The 26756-nt window shown below is 71.7% G+C and carries 25 protein-coding genes and 1 pseudogene; 10 read left to right on the top strand and 16 right to left on the bottom strand.

Features of this window, described 5'->3' with window-relative positions; translation table 11 throughout:
- Positions 1 to 34 precede the first annotated feature (34 nt).
- Complete coding sequence (locus I4I78_RS01390) at positions 35 to 556, bottom strand: FCD domain-containing protein (RefSeq protein WP_308251839.1); 522 nt, start codon at positions 554 to 556, stop codon at positions 35 to 37.
- On the opposite strand from I4I78_RS01390, the gene I4I78_RS01385 reads away from it, so the two are divergent.
- The 5 genes from I4I78_RS01385 to I4I78_RS01365 all read left to right on the top strand — a co-directional run bounded on the left by I4I78_RS01385 (position 511) and on the right by I4I78_RS01365 (position 5442).
- A complete protein-coding gene (locus I4I78_RS01385; RefSeq protein ID WP_218609303.1) occupies positions 511 to 1713 on the top strand; it encodes an MFS transporter in 1203 nt (400 codons plus the stop codon). The genes I4I78_RS01390 and I4I78_RS01385 overlap by 46 nt on opposite strands.
- Before the next feature lie 81 nt (positions 1714 to 1794).
- The gene (locus tag I4I78_RS01380) at positions 1795 to 2724 is read left to right on the top strand and encodes a dihydrodipicolinate synthase family protein (RefSeq protein ID WP_218609302.1); all 930 of its coding nucleotides are present in this window, start codon (positions 1795 to 1797) and stop codon (positions 2722 to 2724) included.
- Entirely contained in the window at positions 2721 to 3671 is a 951-nt protein-coding gene (locus I4I78_RS01375; RefSeq protein WP_218609301.1) for an ROK family protein, read from the top strand. Before I4I78_RS01380 ends, I4I78_RS01375 begins: the two co-directional genes overlap by 4 nt.
- On the top strand, positions 3668 to 4402 hold the full coding sequence (locus I4I78_RS01370; protein ID WP_218609300.1) for a putative N-acetylmannosamine-6-phosphate 2-epimerase: 735 nt from the start codon (positions 3668 to 3670) through the stop codon (positions 4400 to 4402). The genes I4I78_RS01375 and I4I78_RS01370 overlap by 4 nt, the downstream gene beginning before the upstream one ends.
- Entirely contained in the window at positions 4399 to 5442 is a 1044-nt protein-coding gene (locus tag I4I78_RS01365; RefSeq protein WP_218609299.1) for an SIS domain-containing protein, read from the top strand. The genes I4I78_RS01370 and I4I78_RS01365 overlap by 4 nt, the downstream gene beginning before the upstream one ends.
- A 205-nt stretch (positions 5443 to 5647) precedes the next feature.
- On the opposite strand, the gene I4I78_RS01360 is transcribed toward I4I78_RS01365, so the two are convergent.
- From I4I78_RS01360 to I4I78_RS01350, 3 genes are all read right to left on the bottom strand, one after another.
- Positions 5648 to 6502 (bottom strand): cytidyltransferase, encoded by an 855-nt coding sequence (locus I4I78_RS01360; RefSeq protein ID WP_308251838.1) that lies wholly within the window; start codon positions 6500 to 6502, stop codon positions 5648 to 5650.
- A gap of 198 nt (positions 6503 to 6700) precedes the next feature.
- Entirely contained in the window at positions 6701 to 8293 is a 1593-nt protein-coding gene (locus tag I4I78_RS01355; protein ID WP_218609298.1) for a 4-hydroxyphenylacetate 3-hydroxylase family protein, read from the bottom strand.
- 68 nt (positions 8294 to 8361) lie between these two features.
- The gene (locus I4I78_RS01350) at positions 8362 to 8910 is read right to left on the bottom strand and encodes a flavin reductase family protein (RefSeq protein ID WP_218609297.1); all 549 of its coding nucleotides are present in this window, start codon (positions 8908 to 8910) and stop codon (positions 8362 to 8364) included.
- A gap of 160 nt (positions 8911 to 9070) precedes the next feature.
- Between I4I78_RS01350 and I4I78_RS01345 the strand changes: the two genes are divergently transcribed.
- Positions 9071 to 9904: an IclR family transcriptional regulator C-terminal domain-containing protein gene (locus I4I78_RS01345; RefSeq protein ID WP_218609296.1), complete on the top strand. Its 834-nt coding sequence runs from the start codon at positions 9071 to 9073 to the stop codon at positions 9902 to 9904.
- On the opposite strand, the gene I4I78_RS01340 is transcribed toward I4I78_RS01345, so the two are convergent.
- Together I4I78_RS01340 and I4I78_RS01335 are read right to left on the bottom strand one after the other, a co-directional pair.
- Positions 9901 to 11181, bottom strand: a complete 1281-nt coding sequence (locus I4I78_RS01340) for an MFS transporter (RefSeq protein WP_218609295.1) — start codon at positions 11179 to 11181, stop codon at positions 9901 to 9903. The genes I4I78_RS01345 and I4I78_RS01340 overlap by 4 nt on opposite strands.
- Positions 11174 to 12076, bottom strand: coding sequence for a dihydrodipicolinate synthase family protein (locus I4I78_RS01335; protein ID WP_218609294.1), 903 nt, complete (start codon positions 12074 to 12076; stop codon positions 11174 to 11176). The genes I4I78_RS01340 and I4I78_RS01335 overlap by 8 nt, the downstream gene beginning before the upstream one ends.
- Positions 12077 to 12171: 95 nt before the next feature.
- On the opposite strand from I4I78_RS01335, the gene I4I78_RS01330 reads away from it, so the two are divergent.
- Positions 12172 to 13503 carry an aminotransferase class I/II-fold pyridoxal phosphate-dependent enzyme gene (locus tag I4I78_RS01330; protein WP_226378894.1) on the top strand — a complete coding sequence of 444 codons (1332 nt, stop codon included), beginning with the start codon at positions 12172 to 12174 and terminating at the stop codon, positions 13501 to 13503.
- A 96-nt stretch (positions 13504 to 13599) separates the two neighbouring features.
- Here the strand turns inward: I4I78_RS01330 and I4I78_RS32450 are convergent, their stop codons facing one another.
- The 4 genes and pseudogenes from I4I78_RS32450 to I4I78_RS01315 all read right to left on the bottom strand — a co-directional run bounded on the left by I4I78_RS32450 (position 13600) and on the right by I4I78_RS01315 (position 15335).
- Positions 13600 to 13857: a hypothetical protein gene (locus tag I4I78_RS32450; protein WP_226378912.1), complete on the bottom strand. Its 258-nt coding sequence runs from the start codon at positions 13855 to 13857 to the stop codon at positions 13600 to 13602.
- 41 nt (positions 13858 to 13898) lie between these two features.
- Positions 13899 to 14030, bottom strand: a complete 132-nt coding sequence (locus I4I78_RS33270) for a hypothetical protein (RefSeq protein ID WP_255567047.1) — start codon at positions 14028 to 14030, stop codon at positions 13899 to 13901.
- A gap of 65 nt (positions 14031 to 14095) precedes the next feature.
- Positions 14096 to 14365: pseudogene (locus I4I78_RS34100) on the bottom strand (MBL fold metallo-hydrolase); the annotation flags it as partial.
- 361 nt (positions 14366 to 14726) lie between these two features.
- Positions 14727 to 15335: a TetR/AcrR family transcriptional regulator gene (locus I4I78_RS01315; RefSeq protein WP_218609290.1), complete on the bottom strand. Its 609-nt coding sequence runs from the start codon at positions 15333 to 15335 to the stop codon at positions 14727 to 14729.
- A 95-nt stretch (positions 15336 to 15430) separates the two neighbouring features.
- Between I4I78_RS01315 and I4I78_RS01310 the strand changes: the two genes are divergently transcribed.
- From I4I78_RS01310 to I4I78_RS01300, 3 genes are all read left to right on the top strand, one after another.
- Positions 15431 to 16342, top strand: a complete 912-nt coding sequence (locus tag I4I78_RS01310; RefSeq protein ID WP_218609289.1) for a carbon-nitrogen hydrolase family protein — start codon at positions 15431 to 15433, stop codon at positions 16340 to 16342.
- 2 nt (positions 16343 to 16344) lie between these two features.
- Positions 16345 to 17691, top strand: coding sequence for an APC family permease (locus I4I78_RS01305; protein WP_218609288.1), 1347 nt, complete (start codon positions 16345 to 16347; stop codon positions 17689 to 17691).
- 228 nt (positions 17692 to 17919) lie between these two features.
- Positions 17920 to 18396 (top strand): nuclear transport factor 2 family protein, encoded by a 477-nt coding sequence (locus tag I4I78_RS01300; protein WP_218609287.1) that lies wholly within the window; start codon positions 17920 to 17922, stop codon positions 18394 to 18396.
- An 89-nt stretch (positions 18397 to 18485) separates the two neighbouring features.
- Here the strand turns inward: I4I78_RS01300 and I4I78_RS01295 are convergent, their stop codons facing one another.
- From I4I78_RS01295 to I4I78_RS01270, 6 genes are read right to left on the bottom strand one after another with little or no spacing between them, the layout of a single operon-like run.
- On the bottom strand, positions 18486 to 19796 hold the full coding sequence (locus I4I78_RS01295) for a benzoate/H(+) symporter BenE family transporter (RefSeq protein ID WP_218609286.1): 1311 nt from the start codon (positions 19794 to 19796) through the stop codon (positions 18486 to 18488).
- A gap of 46 nt (positions 19797 to 19842) precedes the next feature.
- Positions 19843 to 21087, bottom strand: a complete 1245-nt coding sequence (locus tag I4I78_RS01290) for a 2Fe-2S iron-sulfur cluster-binding protein (protein WP_218609285.1) — start codon at positions 21085 to 21087, stop codon at positions 19843 to 19845.
- Positions 21084 to 21950 (bottom strand): xanthine dehydrogenase family protein subunit M, encoded by an 867-nt coding sequence (locus I4I78_RS01285; protein WP_218609284.1) that lies wholly within the window; start codon positions 21948 to 21950, stop codon positions 21084 to 21086. Before I4I78_RS01285 ends, I4I78_RS01290 begins: the two co-directional genes overlap by 4 nt.
- Positions 21950 to 22729 carry an enoyl-CoA hydratase/isomerase family protein gene (locus I4I78_RS01280; protein ID WP_218609283.1) on the bottom strand — a complete coding sequence of 260 codons (780 nt, stop codon included), beginning with the start codon at positions 22727 to 22729 and terminating at the stop codon, positions 21950 to 21952. Before I4I78_RS01280 ends, I4I78_RS01285 begins: the two co-directional genes overlap by 1 nt.
- A gap of 1 nt (position 22730) precedes the next feature.
- Positions 22731 to 25142 carry a xanthine dehydrogenase family protein molybdopterin-binding subunit gene (locus tag I4I78_RS01275; protein ID WP_218609282.1) on the bottom strand — a complete coding sequence of 804 codons (2412 nt, stop codon included), beginning with the start codon at positions 25140 to 25142 and terminating at the stop codon, positions 22731 to 22733.
- Positions 25135 to 26646 (bottom strand): class I adenylate-forming enzyme family protein, encoded by a 1512-nt coding sequence (locus tag I4I78_RS01270; RefSeq protein ID WP_218609281.1) that lies wholly within the window; start codon positions 26644 to 26646, stop codon positions 25135 to 25137. Before I4I78_RS01270 ends, I4I78_RS01275 begins: the two co-directional genes overlap by 8 nt.
- Positions 26647 to 26756 lie beyond the last annotated feature (110 nt).

Below are 26756 nucleotides of genomic sequence, written 5' to 3'. Positions count from 1 at the left end.
GGGCGGGGCGCCGATGTCGAGCCCGGGCGCCTGCTCAGCGGCGCCGCCGGTCGTCGGGGGAGCTGTCGTCGAGCCTCTTCTTGATCTCCGCGAAGTGGTCGTGCATCGCGGTGCGGGCCACGTCGGCGTCACCGGCCCGCAGTGCGTCGACGATGAGGCGGTGGCGGGCCACGGTCTCCGCCGTGTCGCCCCGGCCAGGAGGGTCGAGCACCGCCTGTGCCGCCCGGTAGGCGTCCCAGAAGACGTCGACCAGCTGGCCGATCAGGGGGTTGTCGGCTCCGGCGTAGAGGACCCGATGGAACTCGCGGTCGGCGTCGGGATCGAGCCCGGAGTGCGTCATCTCGTCGCACAGCTCGGCGAGACGGTCCAGAGCCTGGTCGGTGAGGGCCCCGGCGAGCTTGCCGACGACCCCGACCTCGATCAGCTCTCGGATCTCGACCAGGTTGCGCAGGCCGCTGCGGGTGGTGGTGCTCACGGCGCCGAACGTGAGCGACGGGGAGAGCACGTGCAGTGAGGGCTCGCCGACGATCGAGCCGTGCCCGTGCCGGGTGTCCACGATGCGGGCTGGCGCCGTCGTTCGCCGTGCTGTTCGCGGCCCGCCTGGTGATCGGTCTGGGGATGGCCGGCGAGTACGGGGCGAGCTCGACCTACGTCATCGAGTCGTGGCCGGTCGGGCTGCGGAACAAGGCCAGCGGTTTCCTGATCTCCGGCTACTCGATCGGAACCGTGCTGGCGGCCGGGATCTACGCCGTAGTGGTACCGGCGTTCGGCTGGCGGGCACTGTTCTACATCGGGCTCGCGCCGATCGTGCTCGCGATCTGGCTTCGCCGCAGGCTGCCGGAGTCACAGGACTGGAGCCGCGAACCGACCTCCGGCGATGCGCCGCACAGCGTGCCGGTCGCGCAGACGCTGTTCGGGGGCCGGCGTGCACTGCCCAACGTCGTGTCCGGAGCGGTCGCGACCGCCGCCCTGGTGCTGATCTTCACGCAGTCGGTCGGGTCCGCCTGGGCGGTGGCCGGACTCGGGGTGCTCGCGGCCGCGGTCTTCGTGTCCTACGTGGTCCAGTTCGCCGGCCCGCGCTGGCCCACCGGGCTGGCCGTGATGGTGATCGTCTTCGCGGCGTTCCTCTACTCCTGGCCGATCCAGTCGCTGCTCCCCACCTACCTCAAGACCGACCTGGGCTACAGCCCCACCGAAGCGAGCCAGGTGCTGTTCTTCGCCGGTCTCGGAGCGGCGGTCGGCTGCTGGGTCGCCGGGTTCACCGGTGACCGGTGGGGCACCCGCAGGGCGTACTGGGTCAGCCTGCTGATCTCCCAGGTGGTGATCTTCCCGGTGTTCGCCGTCGGTGGGTCGAGCCTGCTGTTGCTGGGTGTGCTGCTGTTCGTCCAGCAGGTCTTCGGCCAGGGCATCTCCGGGCTGTTGCCGAAGTGGATCGGCGGCTACTTCGACGTGCGCCAGCGGGCCGCCGCGCTCGGGTTCACCTACAACGTCGGGGCGCTCGGCGGAGCGGTCGCGCCGGCACTCGGGGCCAGCCTGGGCGCCACGATGAGCCTGGGTACGGCGCTGGCCGTGCTGTCGTTCTCGTTGACGCTCGTGGTGCTGGTCCTGATCGGCATCGACGCCCCGACCCGGCTGCAACGACTGCCGCGCCCGGACGCCGCGACCGATGTGGACGCGATCGACGGCTCTCCGCTGGGCGGGGTGTCCCGGTGACGGCCTCGCGCGGTCCCGCACCCGGCCCTGCCCCGATCCCACCGACCACGACCGTCGCCCGACCCGAACAGAGGACATGAGATGGCCCCAGGCCCGATCACCGGAATCGTCCCCCCGGTCTGCACCCCGCTCACCCCCGACCTCGAGGTCGACGACCGGTCCCTGGAGCGCCTGCTCACGTTCCTGCTGGACGCCGGCGTGGACGCGGTGTTCCTGCTCGGATCCAGCGGTGAGACCGCCTACCTCCCGGACCGGCACCGGGCGCGGGTACTGGAGGTGGCCGTCTCGGTCGTGGCCGGTCAGGTGCCCGTTCTCGGCGGCGCGATCGACATGACGTCGCCGCGGGTGCTCGACCACGCCCGCACGGTGCAGCAGTCGGGAGCAGACGCCGTCGTCGCAACCGCGCCGTTCTACACCCGTACCCACCCGGCCGAGATCGAGCAGCACTTCCGGGCCGTCGCCGCCGGTGTCGACCTGCCGCTCTACGCCTACGACCTGCCGGTGTCGGTGCAGGTGAAGCTCCGCCCGGAGATGCTTCTCGCGCTCGCGGCCGACGGCGTGCTCGCCGGGGTGAAGGACTCCAGCGGCGACGACGGGGGCCTGCGCCGGCTCCTGGGTCGTCGGGCCCGGAGCGGCCCGGACGGGTTCGGCGTGCTCACCGGCTCCGAGCTGACCGTGGACAGCGCGCTGTTCGCGGGAGCCGACGGCGCGGTCCCCGGCCTGGGCAACGTCGACCCGCACGGCTACGTCGCCCTGGCCGGGCACGTGCGGGCCGGCGACCACAAGGCCGCGGCCGACGAGCAGGACCGGCTGCTGCAGCTGTTCGGGATCGTCGAGGCGGGAGACCCAGCCCGGATCGGCCCCAGCTCCTCGGCGCTCGGCGCCTTCAAGGCCGCGCTGCACCTGCGCGGCATCATCGACTGCCCGGCCACGATGACACCCCAGCTCCCGCTGCTCGACACCGAGGTGGACGGGATCCGTCGGCACCTCGAGACCGCGGGACTGCGGTGACCGCCTCCCCCGCCGCCGGCCACGCCGGGCTGATCGGGGTGGACATCGGTGGAACCAAGATCGCCGCAGGTCTCGTCGCGGACGGTGGGCGCGTGAGCGCACGGCTGTCCTGCCCGACCCCGAGGACCGGCGGGCGGGCGATCGTCGCGCGGGCGGCGGACCTGGTCGATCAGCTGCTGCGGGAGGCGCCGGATCCGGTGGCCGCGGTGGGCGTGGGCGCTCCCGGCGTCATCGACGCGGCCACCGGCGTCGTGAGCTCCTGCACCGACATCGTCCCGGGCTGGCTCGGCACCCCGGTCGCCGACCTGCTCTCCGGCCGGGTCGGGCTGCCCGTCGCGGTGGACAACGACGTCCGTGCCGCGGCACTGGCCCAGGCCCGCGACCCCGCGGTCCACGGCTGTCGCCGGGTGCTGCACGTGTCGCTCGGAACCGGGGTCGGTGGGGCCCTGACCTGTGCCGGGAGCGTCCTGCGCGGAGACGGCGGGACCGCGGGCGAGATCGCGCACCTGCTGGTCCCCGAACCCGGCGACCTCCCGTGCGGCTGCGGGCGGCTCGACCACCTCGAAGCCGTCGCGGCCGGCCCGGCGATCGCCGCCGCCTACGACACGCGCGCCGGCGCCGGGGGGACCGGGGCGGACCTGGTCACGGTGGCCGCCCGGATGCGGGCGGGCGACCCGCTGGCCCGTGAGGTGGTGGCCCGTGCCGGCACCCTGCTCGGCCGGACCCTGTCCGGTCTGGTCACCGCGCTCGATCTGGACGCGCTCGTCGTGGCCGGCGGGGTCACCGAGCTCGGGGCCCCGCTGCTCGACCCACTGACCCGGGCGCTGGACGCGGAGTCCCGCCCGCCCGGCCGCGCCACTCCGGTGCTGAGGCCCGGTACCGGGGACGCGCCGATCCTCGGCCCGGCGCTCCTGGCCGCCCGCCGGCTCGCCGGAGAGCTCCGGTGAACCGCGCCGAGCTGCTGGACCGGATCGGCGGAGGGCTGATCGTGTCCTGTCAGGCCGGGACCGGACACGCGCTGCGGGACACCGCGACCATCGCCCGGCTGGCCCGCGCGGCCGCCGACGGCGGTGCGGTGGCCGTGCGCTGCGGAGGGGTCGGGGGCCTCGACGACGTGGCCGCCGTGCGCGCGGCCGTCGACGTCCCGATGATCGGGCTGACCAAGCAGGGCCGGGACCCGGTGTTCATCACCCCCACCGTGGACGCGGCGCGGGCGGTGGCCCGCTGCGGCGCCGACGTGGTGGCCCTGGACGGCACGGTCCGGCCCCGCCCGGACGGTGCCCCGCTCGCGGCCAGCATCGACGCCGTGCACGAGCTGGGCGCGCTGGTGATGGCCGACGTGGCCACGGTGCAGGACGGGCTCCGGGCCGCCGCCGCGGGCGCCGACCTGCTGGCCACCACCCTGTCCGGCTACACCGCCGAGACGGCGGGGCTCACCGGTGCCGACCTCGCGCTGGTCACCGCGCTGTGCAACGGTGCCCCGGACCTCCCCGTGGTGGCCGAGGGCCGCTACCACTCGCCCGACGTCGCCGCCGCCGCGATCCGGGCCGGCGCGACCGCCGTCGTGGTGGGGACCGCCATCACCGACCCGACCTGGATCACCCGGTCGTTCGCCCACGCGGTGACGCAGGCGGGCCCGGGCCCGACACACCCCATCGACCTGCGAGGACAGCCATGACACCCCCGCCCCGCGACGGTGCTCCCGGCACCCTGCTCGAAGCCGAGCTGCGCGAGCAGCCGGAGGTGATCGCGCGTCTGGTCGACCGGGCCCCGGACGAGGTCCGGACCCTGCGGCGGCTCACCTCCGGCACCGCGGGCGTCGTCGTCGCGGCCCGGGGGAGCTCGGACAACGCCGCGCGCTACGCGCAGTACCTGCTGCCGCTGCGCACCGGGCTCCCGGTGGGGCTGGCCGCGCCCAGCCTGTCCACCGTCTACGGCCGGGCCCCCGACGTCCGCGGCGCCACGGTGGTGGCGATCTCCCAGTCCGGGGCCTCCCCGGACGTCGTGGCCGTGCTCGCCGACGCCCGCGCCCAGGGCTGCCCCACGGTCGCGATCACCAACGACCCGGGCTCCGCGCTGGCCGCGCAGGCCGATCACGTGCTGGACATGGCGACCGGGCCGGAACGGTCGGTGGCCGCCACGAAGACCTACACCGCCTCCCTGCTCGGGGTGGCGCTGCTCGCGCTGGCCATGGGCGCACCGGACGACGAGCCGGAGGCCCTGCGCGAGCTCGCGGCGCTGCCGTCGCGGATCGCCGAGGCGATCCGGCCCGCGGACGCCGCCGCGGTGGCGCAGCGGCTCTCCGGCCTCACCCGGGCGGTGGCCGTGGGACGCGGGCTCAACCTGTGCACCGCGCACGAGGCCGCGTTGAAGATCACGGAACTGACCCGGGCCCTGGTCATCCCCTACTCCCCCGCCGACCTGCGGCACGGACCGATCGCGGCCGTCGGCCCGGACACCCCGGTGCTGCTGGTGGCCCCGGACGAGCCGGCATCGGCGTCGGTCCGCGACCTGGTCCCGGCACTGCGCGAGCGAGGCGCACCGGTGGTCGTCCTCGGGCCCGGCGCCGATCTCCCGGTCCCGGCCGAGGTGCCCGGATGGCTCAGCCCCCTGGTCTGCGCCGTACCGGCGCAGGCCCTGGCCTGGCAACTCGCGGTCACCCGGGGTGTCGACATCGACCACCCGGGCGGGCTGTCGAAGATCACCACCACCCGTTGACCACCGGGCGCGTGCTCAGCAGATCGCGGTACCGGCACCCACTCAGGACCGCGGTAGCCGCTCCACGGCCGGGATGGTGGTCTCGTGAGGCTCAGTTCCAGAGAGTCAGCTTCTCCGGGGTTGAGCACCATCCGGACGTCCGTCACCCGGTCCCCCGTCAGTCCATCGTCACGAGCTGGAGGCTCGCAAGCCGCTCGCCCCTCACCTACAGGAACCCGATGCGGTCGTGGAACGTCACGGCGACCGCGCGGACCTGCTCGTCGGCGCTACCGGACGCATACAGGTGCAGAGTGCGCTGATCGGTGACCTCGACGACAGCCGGCCGGCCGTCGACGGCGCCCGTGTAGTGCCCGGCAGGTGGGAGGGCGGTGTTCTCGGCGACGGTGACCACGCCGCAGTGCAGTCGACCGTCGACGCGGTGTGGGCGCCCGAGTGCACGGGTGGTCTCGCGTAGGTCACCGTCTCGAAGGCAGCGGCGCGTATAGGTCGAGGAGCAGGCCGTGTCGTCGGCCACCGGAAGCAGCCCGACGCCGTGCACGGTGAACCCGTACCGCTCGCCGAGCTCGACGAGGGTGTCGCGGGTCCCGGCACCCCTGGCGCCGAACGTGAAGTTCGTCCCGACGACCACCGCACGAGCGTGCAGGGTGCCGGCGAGGACGTGGGCGGCGAAGCGGGTCGGGCTCAGAGCGGCCAGCTCGCGGGTGAACCGCAGAACGCAGACGGCGTCGACGCCGAGACCGGCGGCGAGTTCGGCGCGGTGTTCGACGGAACTCAGGGCGGCGGTGTCACGGTCGACGCCGAGAACGCGGGCGGGATGCGGGTCGAAGGTGACCAGGACGGTCGGCAGCCCACGCCTGCGTCCCTCGCGCACAGCGCGGCCGATGAGATGACGGTGACCGCGGTGCACTCCGTCGAACACACCGACGGTGACCACGCTCGGCCCCCAACCGGCGGGTATCTCGCCGAGGTCGTACCAGAGCTGCACACACCGGGAGTCGCTCGTCCTCGCCGACACAGTGGTCGGCGGCGAGCCGGCGGAGTGGGTCAAGACGGCGGTCACGACTGGTTCTCCAGATCTGACGAGTCGGCGGGTTCGCCGTTGTGACGTCGCGAGCTGTACCGGGGGTTCGGCGCTCCGCACTCGTCGCGGAGGAAGGCTGGCGGGTCCGGTCCGCGCCTGGACAGCGCGGACCGGACCCGGGGCTTTCTCGGGCGAGTTCGAGGACGACGTCGTACTCGCCCGCGGTGGGGCGGTCGTTCAGCGCTTGCCGTTGCCGTTGAGCAGCCCGACGACCTGGGAATCGCCCGGGTTGATCAGGTCCGGGACGGTCCAGCCGTTGAGGTCGTACTCGGACATGCAGGTCTCGGCGAAGCCCTTCATCGCCGCGGCGGTGCCGGACTGCTCGGCGGCGAAGAGCAGCTCCGCACGCACGCCCTCGTGGTTGCCGGAGTAGTTGCGCTCGTAGAGCTCGTGGCGGCCGCCGAACTCGGAGCCGATCGAGTCCCAGATCAGTTTCATCAGCTTGACCCGGTCCACGGCGTCGTAGCCGTTGGAGCCGCGCACGTACTTGTCCAGGTAGGGGCGGACCTCGGGAGAGAGGAAGTCGGCGCTGTGGCTGGGCAGGTAGATCAGCGACGCGCCGAGGTCCTGCATGATGATCTCGCGGACCCGCGGGTAGCCGATCGTCATGAACCAGCGGTAGGCCAGCCCGTAGTCGAGCTTGGGCAGCTTCGCGCCGCCCACCCACTCGTCGGGGTTGGCGCACATCGCGTCCGAGAGGGCCCAGAACATGTTGCGCCACGCGATGACCTCGCCGACGCGGGTCTGCACGCCGCGGAAGTCCTTGGTGCCGGTGACCTCGAGGCCCTTCATCAGCAGCCCGGCGATGAAGTCGAGCTTGACCGCGAGGCGGGTCGTGCCGTGGAAGGTGAAGCGGTGCAGGAACCCGGAGCCGGGGAAGAACGTCGAGGCCTTCTCGGCGTCGCCGTAGATGAACACGTTCTCCCACGGGATCAGGACCTTGTCCAGCACGAAGATCGTGTCGTTCTCGTCCATCCGCGACGAGAGCGGGTAGTCGAACGGGCTCCCCATGGTGTTGGCCTGCTGGGCATACGAGGGCCGGCAGATCAGCTTCATGCCGGGCGCGCCCATCGGGACGGTGCAGACCAGCGAGTACTCGCGCTTCTTGATCGGCAGCCCGTAGTGGGCGAGGAAGTTGTAGTGGGTGATCGCCGACCCGGTCGCGACGACCTTCGCCCCGGACACGACGACGCCGTTGTCGTTCTCCTCCTCGACGTGCATGAACACGTCGGACACCTCGTCCGGCGGGCGGTGCCGGTCCACCGGCGGGTTGATGATCGCGTGGTTCCAGTAGAGGACCTTCTCCTGCGACTCCTGGTACCAGCGCCGCGCATTGGCGGCGTAGGGGTCGTAGAACTCGGAGTTGGCGCCCAGCGTCCCGAGGAACGCGGCCTTGTAGTCGGGGGACCGGCCCATGAACCCGTAGGTCATCCGCGCCCACTCGGCGATCGCGTCCCGGTCCTTCTTCAGGTCCTCGACCGAGTGCGGGGTGCGGAAGAACGGGTGCGTGACGCCGCTGCTGCCGGTGTCGGTGGGGGTGGTCAGCACGTCGGCCTTGGCCGGGTCGTGCAGCGAGTCGTAGAGCCGGGCGGTCATCCGCACCGCGTTGCGGAACGCGGGGTGGGTGGTGACGTCGCCGACCTTCTCGCCGTAGAGGAACACCTCTCGGCCATCGCGCAGGCTCTCGATGTACTCGTCACCGGTCATCGGCCGCGTCGCGCGACCGTCCTCGGCGAGCGGGGTGGAGACGGAATCCTGCTGCAGGGTCATCACTGACTCCTTTGTCGTGGTGCGGTACTGCTTCGGAAAGATCTCGTCGCCGGGCTGCTGTCGCCGGGCTACTGCGTGATCGCGGCGCCGGAGAACCAGGAGATGCCGCCCGGCCCGTCGGCCGAGTCGTCCCAGAACAGCGGGTCGTGGTCGCCGCCCAGGTGGTGGAACTTGCCGGTGTGGAACAGCAGCGGGGCTCCGTCATGGATCCGGAACTCCTGGACCTCGCCCAGGTAGAGCACGTGATCGCCGCCGTCGTAGTGCTGCCAGGGCGTGCACGAGACGTGTGCGAGCGCCCCGCCGAGCCGTGGTGCTCCGCAGTCGCTGTCGGCGTCCCAGGCCACGTCCTGGTTGGGTTTGCCCGCGAAATGCAAAGCCAGGTCCTTCTGCGCCGCCTCGAGCACGTTCACCGTGAACGGGCGCGACTCGATCAGCGAGCACACCTTCGACCGCCGATCGAGCGACACGAGCACCAGTGGCGGCTCCAGCGAGACGGCAGTGAACGCGTTCACCGTCGCCCCGTGCGCTGCGTCGTCGTCCCCACGGCAGGTGATCACCGTGACCCCTGTCGCGAAATGCCCCAAGCACTGCCGCAGCTCGCGTGGATCGATCGCCATCGACCGTCGCCTCCTCGATGTACGCTCTGCGTACGTTCTGACCGGAATCCGGTCACACGACGACAGTGGCGCGTAACGTGTCCGGCGTAAAGGGCCTGATCCGTCAAAAGGGCAGATCCCGAGACCGAATACGGCCTGCTTATGGAGGTCCAGCGTCACAATGAGCGCGATGATCACGCCGGGCACCGGCCGCGACCGCCTGCAGAGCCTCGAACGAGGCTTGGCCGTACTGCGGACGTTCGACGCCGAGCGCCCGAGCGCGACCGTCGCCGAACTCGCCGCGGCCACTGCTCTCGCTCGCCCGACCGTGCGGCGGATCCTGCTGACGCTGCAGGACCTGGGCTATATCGAGAACAGCGGCAGCCGGTGGCGGCTCACGCCACGGGTGCTCAGCATCGGCCAGCACTACTCGGTCTCCAATGCGGTCATCGAGACCGCCCAGCCACACCTTCTGCGTCTGGCAGAACAGACCGGCGAATCAGCCTCGTTGGCCGCGTTGGACGGCACCGAGGTCGTCTACATCGCCCGTGTGCCGGTGCGGCGCATCATGAGCATCAATATCGCGGTCGGCACCCGCGTGCCCGCCCACGCCACGTCGATGGGACGGGCTCTGCTCGCCTGGGCGCCCCCCGAGACGATCCAACGGGTGATCGAGACGACCGGGTTGCCGTCCCTGACCCCACACACCGTCACCGACTCCTCGGCCTTGCGCTCCGGCCTCCGGAGGGTGCGTGAGCAAGGTTGGTCCGTCGTGTCCGAAGAGCTCGAACTCGGCCTGATCTCTGCCTCGGCCCCGGTGCGCGACCCGAGCGGCACCGTGATCGCCGCGCTGGCCTCGTCGAGTTCCACCGGTCGATCCACCCCTGCAGCCCTCGAAGCCGACGTCGTCCCACGTCTGCTCACCATCGCCGGCCAGATAAGCGCCGACCTCGGCTACCGCGAGCAAGCCCGCACGAGCGCCTCCACGGTGAACGCCCACGAGGGGTTCTTCTAGCGCTCGTCGGCTCCGGGGCGGACGGCACCTCGCTCTGATGCAGGTCGCCGAGCCCTGCTCCCGGCAACGCTGTACTCGATCAGCGACGCCAGCACGGCGGCCAGGATGAGCAGTGCACCCACGACGACCGGGACCCGAGCGTCGAACCCGGTGAGCGCGCCGGCCAGAGCGGTGCCCGCGGACCCTGACGTGATCTTCAGTGCGGCGACCCAGATGAACACCTGGCCGCGTGCGTGCCGCGGTGCGTACTCGGTGCGTGCGGCCAGGGTGGCGGCGAAGAACCCGGCGTTCAGCGCGCCGGCGATCCCGTAGGCGACGATCGCAACCCCGAACTCCGGGCTGAGCACGACCGCGACCAGCCCGAGTACGACGGCGGCGGCGAGTACCCGCATCAACCGATCCGGGTCACCGCGCAGCGGACGCACCATCACCACGACCGACCCGGCGAGGTTCCCGACGCCATAGGCGGCGGTGAGCACGCCGGCCGCGGCGGCACCGACGCCGAACACCGTGGTCAGGTGGACAGCGGTCACCGGCAACGATGCCATGCTCAGCGCGACGAGCATCGTCATGTAGCCGGTCCGGCGCAGGTGACCGCAGCGCGCCATCAGCGCCAGCGTCGGCCACGGGCGGGGGACGGCGTCGGTGTCGCCCCCGTGCGTGGGCGGGCGGAACGGCAGCCCCAGCACACACACCGACGCGACCAGCACGGCCACCGCGAGAGCCAGCAGCGCGGCCGCCGGGGACAGCCACCCGGACAGCGCCGCGACGACCGACGGGCCGACCGTCCCACCGATGCCGTAGGTGGCGACGTCCCAGCCCTGGGCCCGGCGCTGGGTGTGCTGATCCGGCCCGACGATGGCCGGGAGCCGGCTGCTGATCCCGCCGGTCAGCAGTGGCCCGCACAGACCGGCCGCGGCGACGAGCACCCCGGTCACCAGGGCCGGCACCGTCTGCCAGGTCAGTACGGCCGTGGCGAGTGTGACCGCGTAGAGCACGCAGGCGGCGGCGATGACCCGGCGTCCGTCGGCGGCGGTGTCGACGCGGCGACCCACGAACGGACCGAGCAGGTGCGGGGCGGTGATGCAGGCGCCGAGCGCGCCGGCCAGCAGGCCGGAACCGCCGGTGGAGGTGACGAGCAGGACGATGCCGACGACCGCTCCCGCGTCACCGCACCGGGCCAGTGCCGCGGCGACGACGTAGCGCGCCAGCCCGCCGGCCGGCGCATCGCGCTCGGCAGTGGACGGCGCGGAGCGGGACACCGGCCGGTCAGACACGCGCCAGGACCGGCGCGAGCCGCGCCACGACCTGCTCGACGCGACGCCGGGCGTCTCCTGGAAGCCCCTGCAGCGGCCTGGGCAGGTTGGGCGCACCCACGAGGCCCATCTGCTCGGCGATCGCCGAGACCACCCGCAGGCTCCCGTACTCGCCGAACAGCTCCCACAGCGGAGCGAGGTCGTCCGAGACCGACGATGCGGTGTCCGGGTCGTCGCGCTGTGCGGCGCGGGTCAGTGCGAGGCACACCTGCGGCCACAGCCCACCCAGCACGCTGTACCAGGCGTCGCAGCCGGCGAGCAGCCCGCCGGCCGCGGCCGGGTCTCCGCTGACCCCGATCGTCACGTCGGAGGGGATGCGGGCGCGCAGCCGCCCGACGCGCTCCCGGGCCGCCTGCGGGTCCGCGGGGGTGGCCGGGATCTTGACCGACGCGACGCGGGGCAGCGCGGCGATGCGGCCGTGCAGGTCGTCGCTGAACGTGAAGTGCGTGGTGCCCGGGTTGTCGTAGACCACCAGCGGGACCGACAGCGCCGCCGTCACGTCGGCGTAGAGGCCGTAGACCTCGTCGTCGGTCAGCGGCTGGTACGACATCGGCGCCAGCAGCACCGCACTCGCCCCGGCCGCCTGGGCGTCCTCGGTGTGACGCAGGACGTCCACGGTGCGCAGCCCGCCGACCCCGACCAGGACCGGGGTACGTCCCGCTGCGCGGACCGCCACCTCGGCCAGGCGGCGCCGCTGCTCGCGCGTCAGATAGGCGTAGCTCCCGGTCGACCCCAGCGCCCCGATCGAGTCGACCCCGGCCCGGCCCAACCGCGCCACGATCTCGGAGAACGCCGCCTCGTCGACATCCGCCTCGCTGACCGGGGTCAACGGGAACGCACTCAACCCAGTGAACACCTCTGCGGGCTCCTTTCCTCCACGACGCCGTATGTCACGTGACGTAGACGTTAGGACGTCACCCAAGTTTTGTCACATGACATATGCTGGGACGCATGACCGGAGTGCGCATCGGCGGGGGCACCGCCGCCGAGATCGCGGACAGCATCCGCGACCTCGTCGGTGCGGGTGACCTGCGGCCCGGTGACCCGGTGCCGCCGATCCGAGACCTGGCCCGGCAGCTCGGTGTGCACCGCAACACCGTCGCCATGGCGTACCGCACACTCGTCGGCGCCGGCCTGGCCGAGACCCGCGGCCGCGGCGGCACCCACATCCGCGCCCTGCCCCGTTTCGACGCGGACCCGTCGCCGCACCAGCCGGGCGACGAGCACTCCCCCGGTCCCGAACTCGTCGACCTTGCCGGCGGGAACCCCGATCCGGTACTGCTCCCCGACATCGCTGCGGTCGTGGCACGCCTGGACTACCGCACCGCGCTCTACGGCAGCCCGACCGTGAACCCGCGCCTCGCCGAGTGGGCGCTCGAGACGATGCCCTCGACTGCGGGCCGGCCGCCGTCGATCTCGGTCACCCACGGCGCCGTCGACGCCGTCGACCGGCTACTCGGCGCCCACCTCACCCGCGGTGACCTCGTCGCACTCGAGGACCCGTGCTTCTACGCCAGCGAGGGCACCGTGCGCGTCAACGGGTTCCGCGCCGCCCCGGTCGACCTCGACACCGCCGGGATGCGCACCGACTCCCTGCGCACCGCACTCGACGCCGGTGCCCGCGCCGTCATCGTCACCCCCCGCGCGCACAACCCGACCGGGGTCAGTCTCACTGCCGAGCGCGCCGCCGAGCTACGCGACCTGCTCGCCGGCTACCCGCACGTGCTGGTCATCGAGGACGACCACTTCTCGGCCGTCTCCCGCCGCCCGTTCCACCGCATCACCCCGCCGACGACACGGCACTGGGCACTGGTTCGCTCGGTCGCCAAGTTCCTGGGCCCGGACATCCGGGTGGCCGCCGTCGGCTCCGACCTCGTCACCGCCGAGCTGCTCGGCACCCGGTTACGGCCCGGCGCGACGTGGGTCAGCCACCTGCTCCAGCGGGTCGCGGCCGAGCTGCTGACCGCCCCGGACACGCCCGCGCTGTTCCGACGGGCCCGGGACGCCTACTCCCACCGCAGCGACCTGCTGCGTGCCTCGCTCGCCGCGGTCGGGATCGACACCCCGTTCCCCACCGACGGACTCAACGTCTGGGTCCCCGTCCCGCACGAGCCACTACCGGTCGTCGCGGCCCTGCGCGACGCGGGGTGGTCGGTCCGGGACGGCTCCTCGTTCCACACCCGCACCGGCGACGGGCGGCACGGCATCCGCGCGACCACGTCCCGGGTCACCGCCCGCAAGGCCGAGGACTTCGCCGCCGCCGTCGCCGACATCCTGCGATGACGCGGGCTCGCCGTCACCCCCATCCGTCCGAGCGATCCTGCGAGCCTCGCGCCGTGTGACCGGCACGGAGACCAACGTCGCGGCCGCGGCTCGAGGTCAGCCTGCCGGGCGGTCGGCGATCCAGCTCGCCAGGGAGACGAGGGTCGCCTCGACACTGGCGATCGTGGCGTACCGCAGGTCGTCGAGGTCGCGGTCGGTGCTGCCCGGTACCGGATCAGCGGCGATCAGCTGCCAGGTCTGTGCCACCAGAGTCCCGGAGCCGTAGGAGCTGAACGTCCAGTGCAACCGGACGATCGGGACGGGCACGGAGCCGAGCACGGTGTAGGTGAACTCGGAGCCGGGCTCGGTGGTCATGTGGTTCCTCTCGTTGCGCAGGCGGGCCGATGCGTGCCCGGTCAGGTGCGGGAGAACGGCGCCCAGGCGGCGATCTCGTAGCCGGCTCCGGCGCGGCGCAGTTCGAACGCGCCGTGTCCGGGCAGGTGCGCAGGGAGCACGAGCGCGTTGTGCTCGGCGGCGGGCGCGAACATCCGTGCCCGGCTGCGCGGGCGCCGTCCTCGTCCTCCTCGAAGCAGCTGTTGATGTGCGGCTCGTTAATCTGGATGGCACCGTGCAGGAGATCGCCCGCGAAGATCGCGCGATCGCCGGCGAACTCCAGGTGGACGATCGAGTCGCCCGGGGTGTGCCCGGGTGCGAGCTCCAGGCGGAGATTGGAGTCGATGGTGCGGGACTCGTCCCACGTCTCGACGAGTCCCGCCTCGATCACCGGGTCGATGCTGTCCTCGTAGACGTTCTGGTTGCCCCGGCCGAACACCGTGTTAGGGAGGTTCTCCGGCTTCCAGTACTCGAAGTCGCGCTGCGGCATGAGATAACACCGCTGTCGATCAGGATGATCACAGGGAGATCGCGAGAACCTCTTCCTCTTTCCCCGCACCGTGAGCTCGCATCTGTACCGGGCGTTTCCCAAGCTCGGGATCACTGCGCGCTCTCAGTTGCGGGACGTCCTCGACGCGGCGACTGCGGGCATCAGCGGAACCTGAGCCCGCGCCCTGGCGAGGTCGATCGGGCCGTTTCCGAAATCGCGGGTGTCCCCGTCGACCTGCACCTGGCCCCTACCCTGACACCAGCTATGCGGGCCCGACGTCAGCCAGGACGACTTCCGGCCGCGGCAGACCGTCGAGTTCCGTGCTGAACTGTGGGCTGTGCTGACGTCCTGTGGACGTCAATTATCGGAGAGTGTCGCTCTTCAGACCGGTCATCAGGGTTGCATGGTGCAGCAACCGCCGCTCGACCTCGTGAGCAGTGGCTGCTCCCGACAGGACGTCGATGCCGTAGCCGTCCTCGAGGGCGACGAGACTGCGCGCGACGAATCCCGCCGAGGAGGTCAGCCGGAACGTACCGTCGTCCTGGCCCGCGACAAGTACCTGCTCGTAGAGCCGCTGCTGCGCAGCGACGAAATCCTGCTGCTGACTGCTGGCGGCCTCGTTGCGGAAGGTCACCGGCAGCAGTTCGTAGAGCAGTCGGCTCGCCGACTCCGCCTCGCCGGGAAACGGGACACCGGCATGGATGCACGCCGCGAGCTTGGCCCGGGCTCCGGTTGCGGCGTCGGTCGCCGTCCTGCGTCGGAGGATGTAGACACGTGTGCCCTGCTCGAAGACCGCGGCGAGGAGTTCGCCGACATCGGGGTAGTAGTACAGGACCGAGGCGGGCGTGACCCCGGCGTGCTCGGCGATGTCCCGAAGGCGGGCGTTCGTGGCGCCACGCTCCAGGACAGCCTGCGCGGCCGCCTCCACCAGCTGGGCGCGCCTCGCCGCCTGGTCACGCGGTCGGGCCATGGCCCGATCCTGTCACAGGTTCGGAGGGCGTTGACGTCGCACCGTGCATTATCTAAAGTTTGTTTAATTAATGTCACACACGAAGGGCCGCTGCCATGGCCGTACCCCTGCCTCTCGCGTTGGTCCAGGCACCAGCGCGACCCGCCGATGACCTCGAGGGCTTCCTCGACTCGATCCGGCGTCTCGCCCGGGCCCGCCCAGCCGTCCGCCTCGTCGTGCTCCCTGAGCTACACCTGTGCGGACCGACGACGACGGCGGGCGCCCGGCCGACCACGGACCCCCTGACGACCCCTGACGAACTCGCCGAGCCACTCGAGGGCCCCCGGAACGACGCCCTCGCCGAACTCGCCGCCGAGCTCGGCATCTGGCTGGTCCCCGGCAGCGTCTACGAGCGCGGAGACGACGGCCGCGTGCACAACACGGCCGTGGTGTACTCGCCGGCGGAGGGCCGGGTGGCCGCCTACCGCAAGATCTTCCCCTGGCGGCCCTACGAGACCTGCACCCCGGGAGGGGAGTTCGTGGTCGCGGACCTCGGCGACCACGGCCGGGTCGGCCTGTCGATCTGCTATGACGCGTGGTTCCCCGAGGTCGCTCGCCATCTCGCCTGGCTCGGCGCCGACATGATCATCAACGTCGTACAGACGGACACGATCGACCGGGACCAAGAGCTCGTCCTCGCCCGCGCGACCGCCATCACCAACCAGGTGTTCGTCGCCAGCGTCAACGCAGCGGCGCCCACGGCGCTGGGCCGCAGCCTGCTGGTCGATCCCGAGGGACGGGTCCGGGTGGAGGCGCCCAGCGCCGAATCATGCGTGCTGACCGACGTTCTGGATCTCGACGAGGCGGACCGTGTGCGTCGCTACGGGACGGCCGGCCTCAACCGTCTCTGGCAGCAGTTCCGCCCCGACGACGTTCCCCTCGACCTCCCCCTCTACGCCGGGAGGATCGACCCCGGCTCGTGGGGTGCCGGCCGCGGCGCCGCCCGCCACATCGAAGGACGGAAGTGAGCATGTCCGAGCCCAGCGGCCAGCTCGTCCCCAAGCTGAACCTCGCCTCGGTCGTCGTGTTCGGCCTGGCCTACATGGCACCGGCCATCGTCGTGTCGACCTTCGGGGTCATCGCGGCGACCTCGTACGGCGCCGCCCCCTCCGCCTACCTGTTCGCCACCCTGGCCATGGCCCTCACCGCGCTGAGCTACGCCAAGCTTGCCCGCGCGTTCCCGGCCTCCGGCTCGGTCTACACCTACGCCCGCAAGCTCCTCGACTCCCGGATCGGCTTCCTGGCGGGCTGGGCGATCCTCCTGGACTACTTCTTCCTACCCATGGTCGCGTGGCTGATCCAGTCGCTGTACATGAACGTGCAATTCCCGATACTGCCCGTGTGGGGCTGGTTGATCGTGAACATCGCGATCACCACCCTGGTCAACGCACTCGGGATCGTCATCGCCGACCGGGTGAACAAGGTGCTGCTCGCGGTCACGGCGGCGGCACTCCTCGTCCTGGTCGTCGTGTGCGTGCACCAGATCGGCAGCACACCCGCCGCCCACGGAGCCGCCGCGCTGTGGAATCCGGCGACGTCGATCGGTGCGGTGACCGCCGCCGCGGCGATCGCGGCGTACTCGTTCCTCGGATTCGACGCCGTGAGCACGCTGAGCGAGGAGGTGCACGATGCCGAGCGCACCGTGCCACGGGGCATCATCCTGACGGTCCTCGTGGGCGGCGGCATCTTCTTCGTGATCTCACTGCTCATGCAGTGGGTGCACCCGGGAGGTGTGTTCGCGGACGAGTCGACGGCGGGGTATGCGGTCGCCCAAGCCGTGGGCGGCCAATGGTTCGCAGACGTCGTCAACGTGATGACGCTGATCGGAGGCTTCGCATCCTGCGTCGCGATCCAGGCGAGCACCAGCCGGCTGATGTTCGTGATGGGCCGCGATGGCGTGCTCCCGCGCAAGGCGTTCGGCTACCTGCACCCCCGGTTCCGAACCCCGCTGTTCAACCTGTTGCTGATCGGCGCGGCGGGCATGCTCGCGATGTGGTTGTCGCTGGAAACCGCCACGTCGTTCATCAACTTCGGTGCCTTCCTCGCCTTCACCGTGGTCAACATCTGCGTGATCGCCGCCTGGGTCCGCTACCGGCACGGCGACCGGCCGATGCCGGCCTGGCGTTGGGTCGCACTGCCTGTGGCCGGGGCGGCGGTCGACATCTACCTGATGACCAGGCTCAGCAGCACCGCAATCGTGCTGGGATCGAGCTGGCTGGTGCTGGGCGTCGTGTACCTGTGCGTGATCACCAGGGGGCTGCGGCAGGCACCGCCGGAGTTTCGTCCCGAGGCGGTCGTCGCGCCGAGTGACCGCTGAGCCCGAAACCACCGACGTGATCTCGGTGTCGTTGGGTGGGTCTTGATCGGTGTGGTCGGCGCCGGGGCAGCCGAGCGAGAAGGCAGTCCTACCGGTCCGGGCGCCGCAGAAGAAGGCCCGCGAGTCCGGCCTTCAACAGCGGGCGCCGACCGCGATGGCCGGTTACGAAAACAATCGACCCGTTTCGTGGGTGGCTCCCCAGTCGACCAACGGCTCACGAATCAGCGCGTGAGCCTCGACAGTAGACTGACGGCGCGTAGACAGGCACTCTCGTACCAGACCTGCCAGATACCGGAGAAAAAGATGATAACCGATCAGAACAGAGCTTCCGTCAGGCAGCTGGTCGAGGGGCTAGGAACGAACGGCAGCTCTAGCGCGTTTGACGTTCTCCACGAGGACGCAGTATGGACCGTCATGGCGGACGCCGACACCTTCCCGGTCTCCGGTGACATGGCAAAGCCCGCATTCATCGAACATATGAGGAGATTCCACGACTCACTTCCACATGGAATACATGTGGCAGTGACCAGCGTCATTGCAGATGACGCCAACGCCTCCGTGGAGGCAACATCGAACGCTCTCCTCGCCAACGGAAAGACCCTCAATCAGGTCTATCATTTCGCGTTCGAATTCAAGGACGGCAAGGTCGTTCGGGCAAGAGAGTACATCGATACCGCCCGCGCCCTGTTCGCGTTTTCCCCGTGAGCACGCAGCCGTGGCCGTCCGGCCGGCATTCGAGGCCCGCTCGCCCGGACCCGATCCGAGCCCACCCGGCGTAGTGCAGGACCGAACGCTCACACGGCCTCGGCCCCGGTCCGGAAGTCGCCCGGCTCGAGCACCGCCGACATCGCGACGCCGGCGACGAGCGCCCAGAACGGGCTGGAGACCCCCAGCGGCGCGACCCCGCTCATCGCCACCACCAGCGCCGTCAGCGCGCCGGTCCGGAAGCGTCCGTCGCCGAACGCGCCACGGAACGACGAGACCAGCACACCGATCATCGCGAGCCCCGCGACCACCGACACCAGCTCGGTCGGCAGCGCCGTGACCGCGGTGACGGCGAACCCGGCGAGCACGCCGAACGCGACGAACAGCAGTCCGTTCACGACGCTCGCGGCGTACCGGGCGTCGGGGTCCGGTCCGGCCTGCGGGCCCGAGCAGATCGCTGTCATGGGGCCGGCGACGTTGGCGTTGTGGCCGCCCGTCAGCGGAGCCAGCAGCCCGCCGACGCCGCTGGCGACCGTCATCGCGTTGATCGGTGGCCGGTAGCCCTGGCTGAGCAGCACGCCGTAGGCCTGGGCGTTCTCCGCGGCGATCACGAGAACCGCGAGCGGGATCCCGACGGCCAGGATCGCGCCGACGTCGAATGTCGGGGCCACGAGAATCGGCGCCGTCCAGCCGTCCACGGCGGTGGCCTGCGCGGCGAACCCACCCGTCACCACGGCGGCGACCAACCCTGCCAGCAGTGCGCCCAGCGCCCCGGGTACTGCCGGGACGAACCGCGACAGCAGCAGGAACCCGGCCACCGCGGCCCCGACGATCCACGGCGCGGATTCGGCCGCCGTCACCACCCCGGTACCGAACCGGATCAGTGCCCCGGCGATCATCGCCATCACGATCGGTTGCGGCAGCCACCGGGACACCGTGCCGATCAGCCCGGACAACCCGAGTACGAGCACGATGAGTCCCGCGACGAGAAACGCCCCGACAACGGCGGAGAACGGGAACGTCGCCAGCGCCCCGACCACGAGGACCGCACCCGGGATCGAGTACGCGCCGACGACCGGCATCCGGTAGCGCAGCGCGAGGATCAGAGAGATCAATCCCCCGAACACGTAGATCCCGAAGATCCACGACGAGATCACCTCGCCGGCCAGTCCGTTCGCGGCGGCGCCGTCGATCACGATCAGCGCAGGGCCGGTGCAGCCGAACACGGCCGCGACCACCCCGGCGCCGATCGTCGCGGGGTTCAGCCGCCGGGGCAGGTCGCGCAGCCCCGACCGGATCCCGGGGCCCGGCTCGATCCGGCGGGGCGGCCGCGGTTCCGGGCCGGCGATGTACTCGACGGGGGCCAGGCCCTCGGCGGGCTCGTCGGTGGGTGCGGTCATCGTGTCGCCTCCTCGCGATCACTTACCGGACTGGGGAGCGGGGCGACTACCGGCGCCACAGCGTGCGGGCGCCGGCGAGCCCACGGCGGGTGAGCGCGCGGACGGTGTCCCGGACGGTCCCCAGCACCAGGCGGAGCTGCGCACCCCGGCCGGGTTCGGTGACCGAGCCGGTCTCCGCGGCCTCGTCGACGCCGGCCGCGAACTGCTCGAACATGCGGCGTGACACGTCCCCGGCCAACGCCCGGCCGAACTGCGCGACCCGGCCGGTGAGATGGACGTCGGCGTGTGCGGTCAGAACCGTCGTGCCGCCGCCCGGCTCGGCCTGCACACCCAGCACGACGTCGGCCTGGGTGGCGCTGCCGCCGGCGTCGGCGCCCTGGGCGTGGAACCGCAGCCGGTGCTCCCGCGGGTCGCGCTCGACGACCTGCGCGAGGCCGTCGAAGGACAGCTTCACCGGGCCGAGCGCGACGACGGCGCGCCCGCGGTACCGGTCACCGTCGAGCACCTCGATCAGCCGGGCCCCGGGCAGGCAGCGAGCGAGCAGGTCGAAGTCGTCGAGCACCGCCCACACCCGTTCGACGGGCGAGTGGAGCCGGCTGGTCACGTCGACGACCGCCGACGGTGGCCCGGACGGGAGCCGCACCTCCTGCGGGAGCGCCGCCTCCGGGACGTCCGCCTCGGCCGCGGCGGTTCCGGTCCCGCCCGCCGAGGCCCGCCCGACCAGGGTGTGCGCGCCGCACGCCCGTGGCTCGGGGACACCGTCCGGGTAGGTCTGCCGCACGTCGTCGACGGCCGCGAGGATGCCGCGGTAACCGGTGCACCGGCAGAGCACGCCGGACATGTGCTCGGGGAGGTCGTCGCTCTCGAGGTCCGGGGTGTTCGCGAGCAGGTCGTAGCTGCTCATGAGCATCCCGGGAGTGCAGAACCCGCACTGCAGCCCGTGATGTGCGGAGAACGCCTGCTGCAGCGGGTGCTGGTCGTCGGGCGTGCCCAGGCCCTCGACGGTCACGATCTCCGAGCCCTCGCACTGCACCGCGAACATCAGGCAGGCCCGGGCTGCCTCGCCGTCGACGAGGACGGTGCACATGCCGCAGACGCCGTGCTCGCAGCCGAGGTGGGTGCCGGTGAGACCGAGCTGCTCACGCAGCACGTCACCGAGGTGCGCCCGGGGCGGCACGGTGACCGTGGTCTCGGTGCCGTTCACCGTCATCGTGATCCCGGCGGTCTCGTCGGCGGCCACCCGGGCCCGTGGCTCCGCGGGACTCGTCCGCTTCGGCTCGACCGTGGTCATGAACCCTCTTTCCGGTTTCGCGCGCGGTGCAGCGCGCGGGACAGCTCGCGGGCGGCGAGCACGCCGAACAGCCGGCGTCGATAGCCGGTGGAGCCGTGCGTGTCCCCTCCGGTGTCGACGACCGCGTCGGCGAGCGCCGCGGTGGCCGGGCGCAGATCGCCCTCGTGCTCGGTCAGCAGCGACGTGACGTTCCGGGTCACGGCCCGGTCGGAGATCCCGAACCCGGTCAGCCGGGCGTCGGTCACGGCGCCGTCGCCGCCGACCCGGACCCGGGTGGCCACGCCGGCGAGCGCGAAGTCGCCGTGCCGCCGGGCGAGCTCGGCGAACCCGAACCCCTCGCCGGGACGGGCGAGGGGGAACGTCACCGAGACGACGACGTCCTCCGGGCCGGCCGCGGTGCTCATCGCACCGGTCACGAACTCCTCGGCCGGCATCCTCCGCCGTCCGGCCGGGCCGGCCAGCTCGACCGTCGCCTCGAGGCAACACGCGATGGCGGGTAGCTCGGCGGCCGGGTCGGCGTGCGCGAGGCTGCCGCACACCGTGCCGCGGCTCCGCAGCTCCCGGTGCCCGACGAACGGCATGGCCATCCCGATCAGCGGGACCGCGCGGGAGGCACGGTCGTGCTCGACCGCGCGCTGCCGCACCGCCGCGCCGACCCGGTAGCCGTCCTCGTCAGATGTGGAGGAGGCCAGTTCGGGCACGGCCGTGATGTCGACCAGGGTGTCCGGGCGGCCCAGCCGCATCGCGAGGACCGGCACCAACGACTGGCCACCGGCCAGTACCTTGCCGTCCCCGCCGGCCAGCTCGTCGAGCACGTCCTCGAGCCGGCCGGGGCGGACGTAGGCGAACGGTGCGGCCTTCATCAGCGGCCCGTGAAGTTCGGCGCACGCTTCTCCCCGAACGCCTTGACGCCCTCGGCGAAGTCCTCGGTCGCCCGCAGCATCGAGTACGCCTTCCGCTCCAGCTCGATGCCGGTGTAGAGGGGCCCGTCGACTCCGCGGTCGAGCACCTCCTTGGCCGTGCGCAGCGCGGCCGGGGAGAAGCCGGCCATCTTCTGCGCCAGAGCGTCGACGTCCGAGTACAGCGCGTCGCGGTCGTCGGACAGGCCGGCCAGCAGGCCCCAGTCCAACGCCTGCTCGGCTTTGATCCGCGTCGCGGTCATGATGTGGAACTTCGCCCGGGACAGCCCGATCAGCCGGGCCAGACGCTGGGTACCGCCGGAGCCGGGGATCATGCCGAGGTTCATCTCGGGCAGCGCGAGCTGGGTACGGGGGGTGCCGAGACGGATGTCGCAGGACAGCACCATCTCCAGCCCGACGCCGAAGCAGTAGCCGTCGATCGCGGCGATCACCGGCTTGGTGCTGCGGGCCGCAGCGGTGACGTCGTGACCGAGGTCGGTGAGGTCGATCGGGTCGACCTCCATGAACCCGGCGATGTCGCCGCCGGAGGTGAAGTGCTCGCCGTCCGAGCGGACCACCACGACCCGGATCTGCGGGTCCCGGTCGATCTCGGCGAACCGCTCGGCGACCAGCCGGCGCATGCCCATCGTGACGACCGTGTACTTCCCGTGGGACAGGGTCAGGTAGGCGACCCGCCCGTCGTGCCCGCGCTCGAGGACGACGTCGCCGCCGGTGAGTGCCATGTCAGGAGTTCTCCTTCTCGGTGAGCATCTGGTGGAGTACCTCGCCGTGCAGCGGCAGGCGGGTGATAGCGATCCCGAGCGGCGCCAGCGCGTCGGCGACGGCGTTGGCGTAGGCCACCGGGAAACTCATGGCCGACCCCTCGCCGCAGCCCTTGGCGCCGAGCGGAGTCAGCGGCGACGGAGTCACCACGTGGTCGGTACGCAGGTCGAACCCGGCCTCGGCGCTGGTCGGGCACAGGTAGTCGAGGAAGGTCGCCGAGGTCGGCTGACCGGACTCTGCGTGCGTGAACTCCTCGTAGGCGGCACCGCCGAGACCGTGCACGAGGGCGCCGTACACCTGCCCGTCGAGCAGGGTCTGGTCGAGGATGGTGCCGGCATCGTGGACCGAGGACACCCGGTCGACAGCGATCTCGAGGGTGTCCGGGTCGATCCGCACCGCGACGATCTCGGCCACGAAGCCGTAGCAGAGCGAGGAGTTGATCCGGTCGTCCGCGGTGGCGGCCCGGGTCTCCCGCGGGGAGAACTCGGCCTCCGCATACAGGCGCGCAGGAACGCCGTCGGGCAGCGACGCCGGGTCCCAGTGCACGACCCCCGCCGCGTGCCGGAAGGCGACCGAGCGGCCGTCCGGGTGGACGACCTTCCCGTCGGCGAGGGTGAGCTCGGCAGGGTCGGCCTGTTCCAGCAGCGTCGCCCCTGCCGCCTTCACGGTGGCGGCGATGGTGTCCGCCGCGGCGACGACCGCGCTCGTGACGAGCGGCGCGAAGCGTGAGGAGTACGACCCGGAGGTGACCGTCCACGGGGTCGTCGCGGTGTCCATGTCGACGACCGTCCGGACCTGCGCGAGCGGGAGCCCGAGCCGTTGCGCCGCAACCTTCCGCGCCACCGTGGCGTGCCCCTGGCCCTGCGGGACCGACCCCAGCATCACGGTCACGATCCCCTGCAGGTCCACCGACATCCGGACGTGCTCGGTCGAGCCGGACTTGTCCCGCCCCGGCTTGCGGTCCTCGGAGGGGGTGGCCAGGCCGACGTAGCCGATGTTGGTACCGGACGGGTCGACGACGAGCGCGGTGCCGATGCCGTAGAAGGCGCCCTCGGTCCGGGCCTCCTCGCGCCGGCGCTCCAGCTCGGGCAGGTCGGCGTTCTTCACGACGAGGTCCAACGCCGCGGCGTAGTCGCCGGAGTCGTACACCCCACCGGTCGGGGTCTCGTGCGGGAACGACGTGATCAGGTTCCGCCGACGCACCTCGACGACGTCCAGGCCGGTCGCCGCGGCGACCGCGTCCATCAACCGCTCCAGTCCGAAGTAGAGCTGCTGGCCGCCGAAGCCGCGGTTCAGCCCGGTCGGCATCGTGTTCGTGACCGCCGCGCGGGCCCGGATCTCGACCGCGTCGATCCGGTACGGCCCGGTCATGTTGCCGTAGCAGCGGTAGAGCGTGGAGGGCTCCGGCGGGCGCAGGTAGGCGCCGACGTTGTCGATCAGGTCGGTACGCAGGGCCGTGACGGTGCCGTCCGCGTCGACGGCCGCGGCGAAGGTCATCGCCCGGTCGGCGCCGGTGGAGCTGGCCATCAGGTGCTCGACGCGGTCCTCGGTCCATCGGACCGGGGTCCCGGCGTGCTTCGACGCGAGCGCCATCAGCACCACGTAGGGGTAGATCCCGGCCTTGATCCCGAAGCTGCCGCCGATGTCGGCGGGCACGTGCAACCGCACCCGTGACGTCGGTATCCCGAGCGCGCCGGCCATCACCGGCACCATGGAGAACGGCCCGTGGAAGTTCGCCCAGGACTCGACGTACGGCCCGTCGTTGCCCTCGGTCCAGTGCGCGATGACCGAGTAACACTCCATCGGCACCGACGAGTAGCGCGGGAAGTCGTACCTGCCGGTCACCACGTGCGCGGCATCGCGGAACCGTTCCTCCACCGGGCCGAACGAGAAGGTGCGGTCGGTGGCGACGTTGGACCCGGCATCCTCGTGCAGCAGCGGTGCGTCCGGCTCCAGCGCCGCACGCGCCTCGGTGACGGCGCCCAGCTCGTCGTACTCCACGGCGACCAGCTCGGCGGCGTCCTCGGCGACGTACCGGTCGGACGCGACGACGACGGCGATCGGCTCACCGACGAAGCGCACCTTGTCGACACCGGTCGGCAGGTACGGCATGACCGCGCCGGTGGACAGCGGAAACGGTCGCAGCGCGGCGCGCACCTCCTCCGGGCCGATCACCGCTGCCACCCCCGGGTGGGCACGGGCCCGGGACAGATCGACCGACCGCAACCGGGCATGCGGGCGGGTGGATCGCACGACGGCGGCGACCAGCGTGCCGGGCAGCGGATCGAGGTCGTCCAGGAACGCACCGCGGCCGGTGACCAGCGCGGCGTCCTCGTCCCGGCTCGGGACCCAGTTCTCGGCGCCGTCAGGCACGCGCTTCTCCCTTCGGGTCGTACTCGCCGGCGACGAGCGTGCGGCGCAGCGTCTTCCCGACGCCGGATCGCGGGACCGAGTCCACGGCGATCACCCGCTTCGGCCGCTTCAGCGAGGGCAGGTGCTGGCGCGCGTAGGCCAGCGCCTGGTCGGCCGTGGCCAGCGGGTCGGCGCCGCGGACGGGCACCACGAACGCGGTCACCGCGTGCCCCCAGCGCTCGTCGGGGAGCCCGACCACGCAGACGTCGTCGATCCCGGGGCAGCGCGCCAGGACGGACTCGATCTCGTCCGGGTAGATGTTCTCGCCGCCAGAATTGATCATGTCGTCGGTGCGGCCGGAGACCCAGAGGTCGCCGTCCTCGTCGGCGATGGCCAGGTCACCGGTGTGGTACCAACCGTCCCGGATGGCCTTGGTGTTCGCGTCCGGCCGCTGCCAGTAGCCGCCGAACGCCTCGGGCGAGGCCATCGAAACGATCACCTGGCCCTGTTTTCCGCGCTCGACCTCCTCGTCGACGGGGGCGCCGGCGTCGGGGGCGATCAGCCGCACCCGGGAGAACATCCCCGCGCGGCCCGCGCAACCCGGCTTGGCGGCGACGTCGGGTCCGATGGTGAAGGTGTAGATCTCGGTCGAGCCGAAGTGGTTGACGAACGAGGCCGGTGCGACCTGCTCGACCAGCTTCTCGGCGAGCGACGGGGTCATGGCGGCACCGGCGTAGGCCAGGTTGTCGAGCGCCCGGGCCTCTCCGAGCCGGCCGGTGCGCAGCAGCGACCAGTAGATCGTCGGCACCAGGTAGAGGGAGCCGACGTTCTCGTCGAGGACCAGCTGCATCGACTCCTCGGCGTCGAACGCGGGCTGCCCCACCCACGTGCCGCCGACGATGATGGAGGCGAGCAGGGTGCGCAGGCCCATCGTGTGGAACAGCGGCATCACACCGAGGGCCGCGACCCCCTGACGTTGCCTGGTCTGCATCACGTGCGCGACAGCGGAGCGGTGCTCGGCACGGTGCGTGCGCGGAACTCCCTTCGGCTTCCCCGTCGTACCGGAGGTGTAGAGCATGACGCTGAGATCCGTGTCGTCCGGGACGACGCAGACCGGGTCGTCCAGGCGGGCCGCCAGCTCGTCGACGGCTGCCACCTCGTGCAGCACCTCGCTCATGCCCGCAGCGGCGACGCGCTCGGCGTGCGCAGGATCGGCGATCACCAGGCGGGCGTCGGCGTCGCCCAGGCAGTACCCGAGCTCCTCGGCCCCGAAGCGGGTCGAGAGGGGCACCGAGACCGCACGAAGCTTCTGCACGGCCAGGTGCAGGCTCGCGAGCTGCTCGCCCCCGTGCATCACCAGGCCCACGCGCTCCCCCGGCCCCACACCCAAGCTGCGTAGGGCGCCCGCCAGCCGGTCGGTCCGCGCGTCCCACTCGCGGTAGGAGAGGTGCCTTCCGGTACCCCTGACCGCGGGGCGGTCGGGGTGGCGCTCAGCTGCCCACCGCAGTGTCGTCACCAGGTCCATCGGACCCCCTCGTCGTAGTCTGTTTCAGACCATACGTTTCGTATTGTATGAGAAGCAAGCCCCGCCCCCTCGGCTCCGAGCGCCCGGCCGCCCGCCCGGAGCCGGGAGGC

This window comes from Pseudonocardia sp. KRD291, from assembly GCF_019263595.1.
Taxonomy (GTDB): domain Bacteria; phylum Actinomycetota; class Actinomycetes; order Mycobacteriales; family Pseudonocardiaceae; genus Pseudonocardia.
Note: the sequence above shows the minus strand (reverse complement) of the source record. Positions and strands in the feature narration are given on the sequence as shown.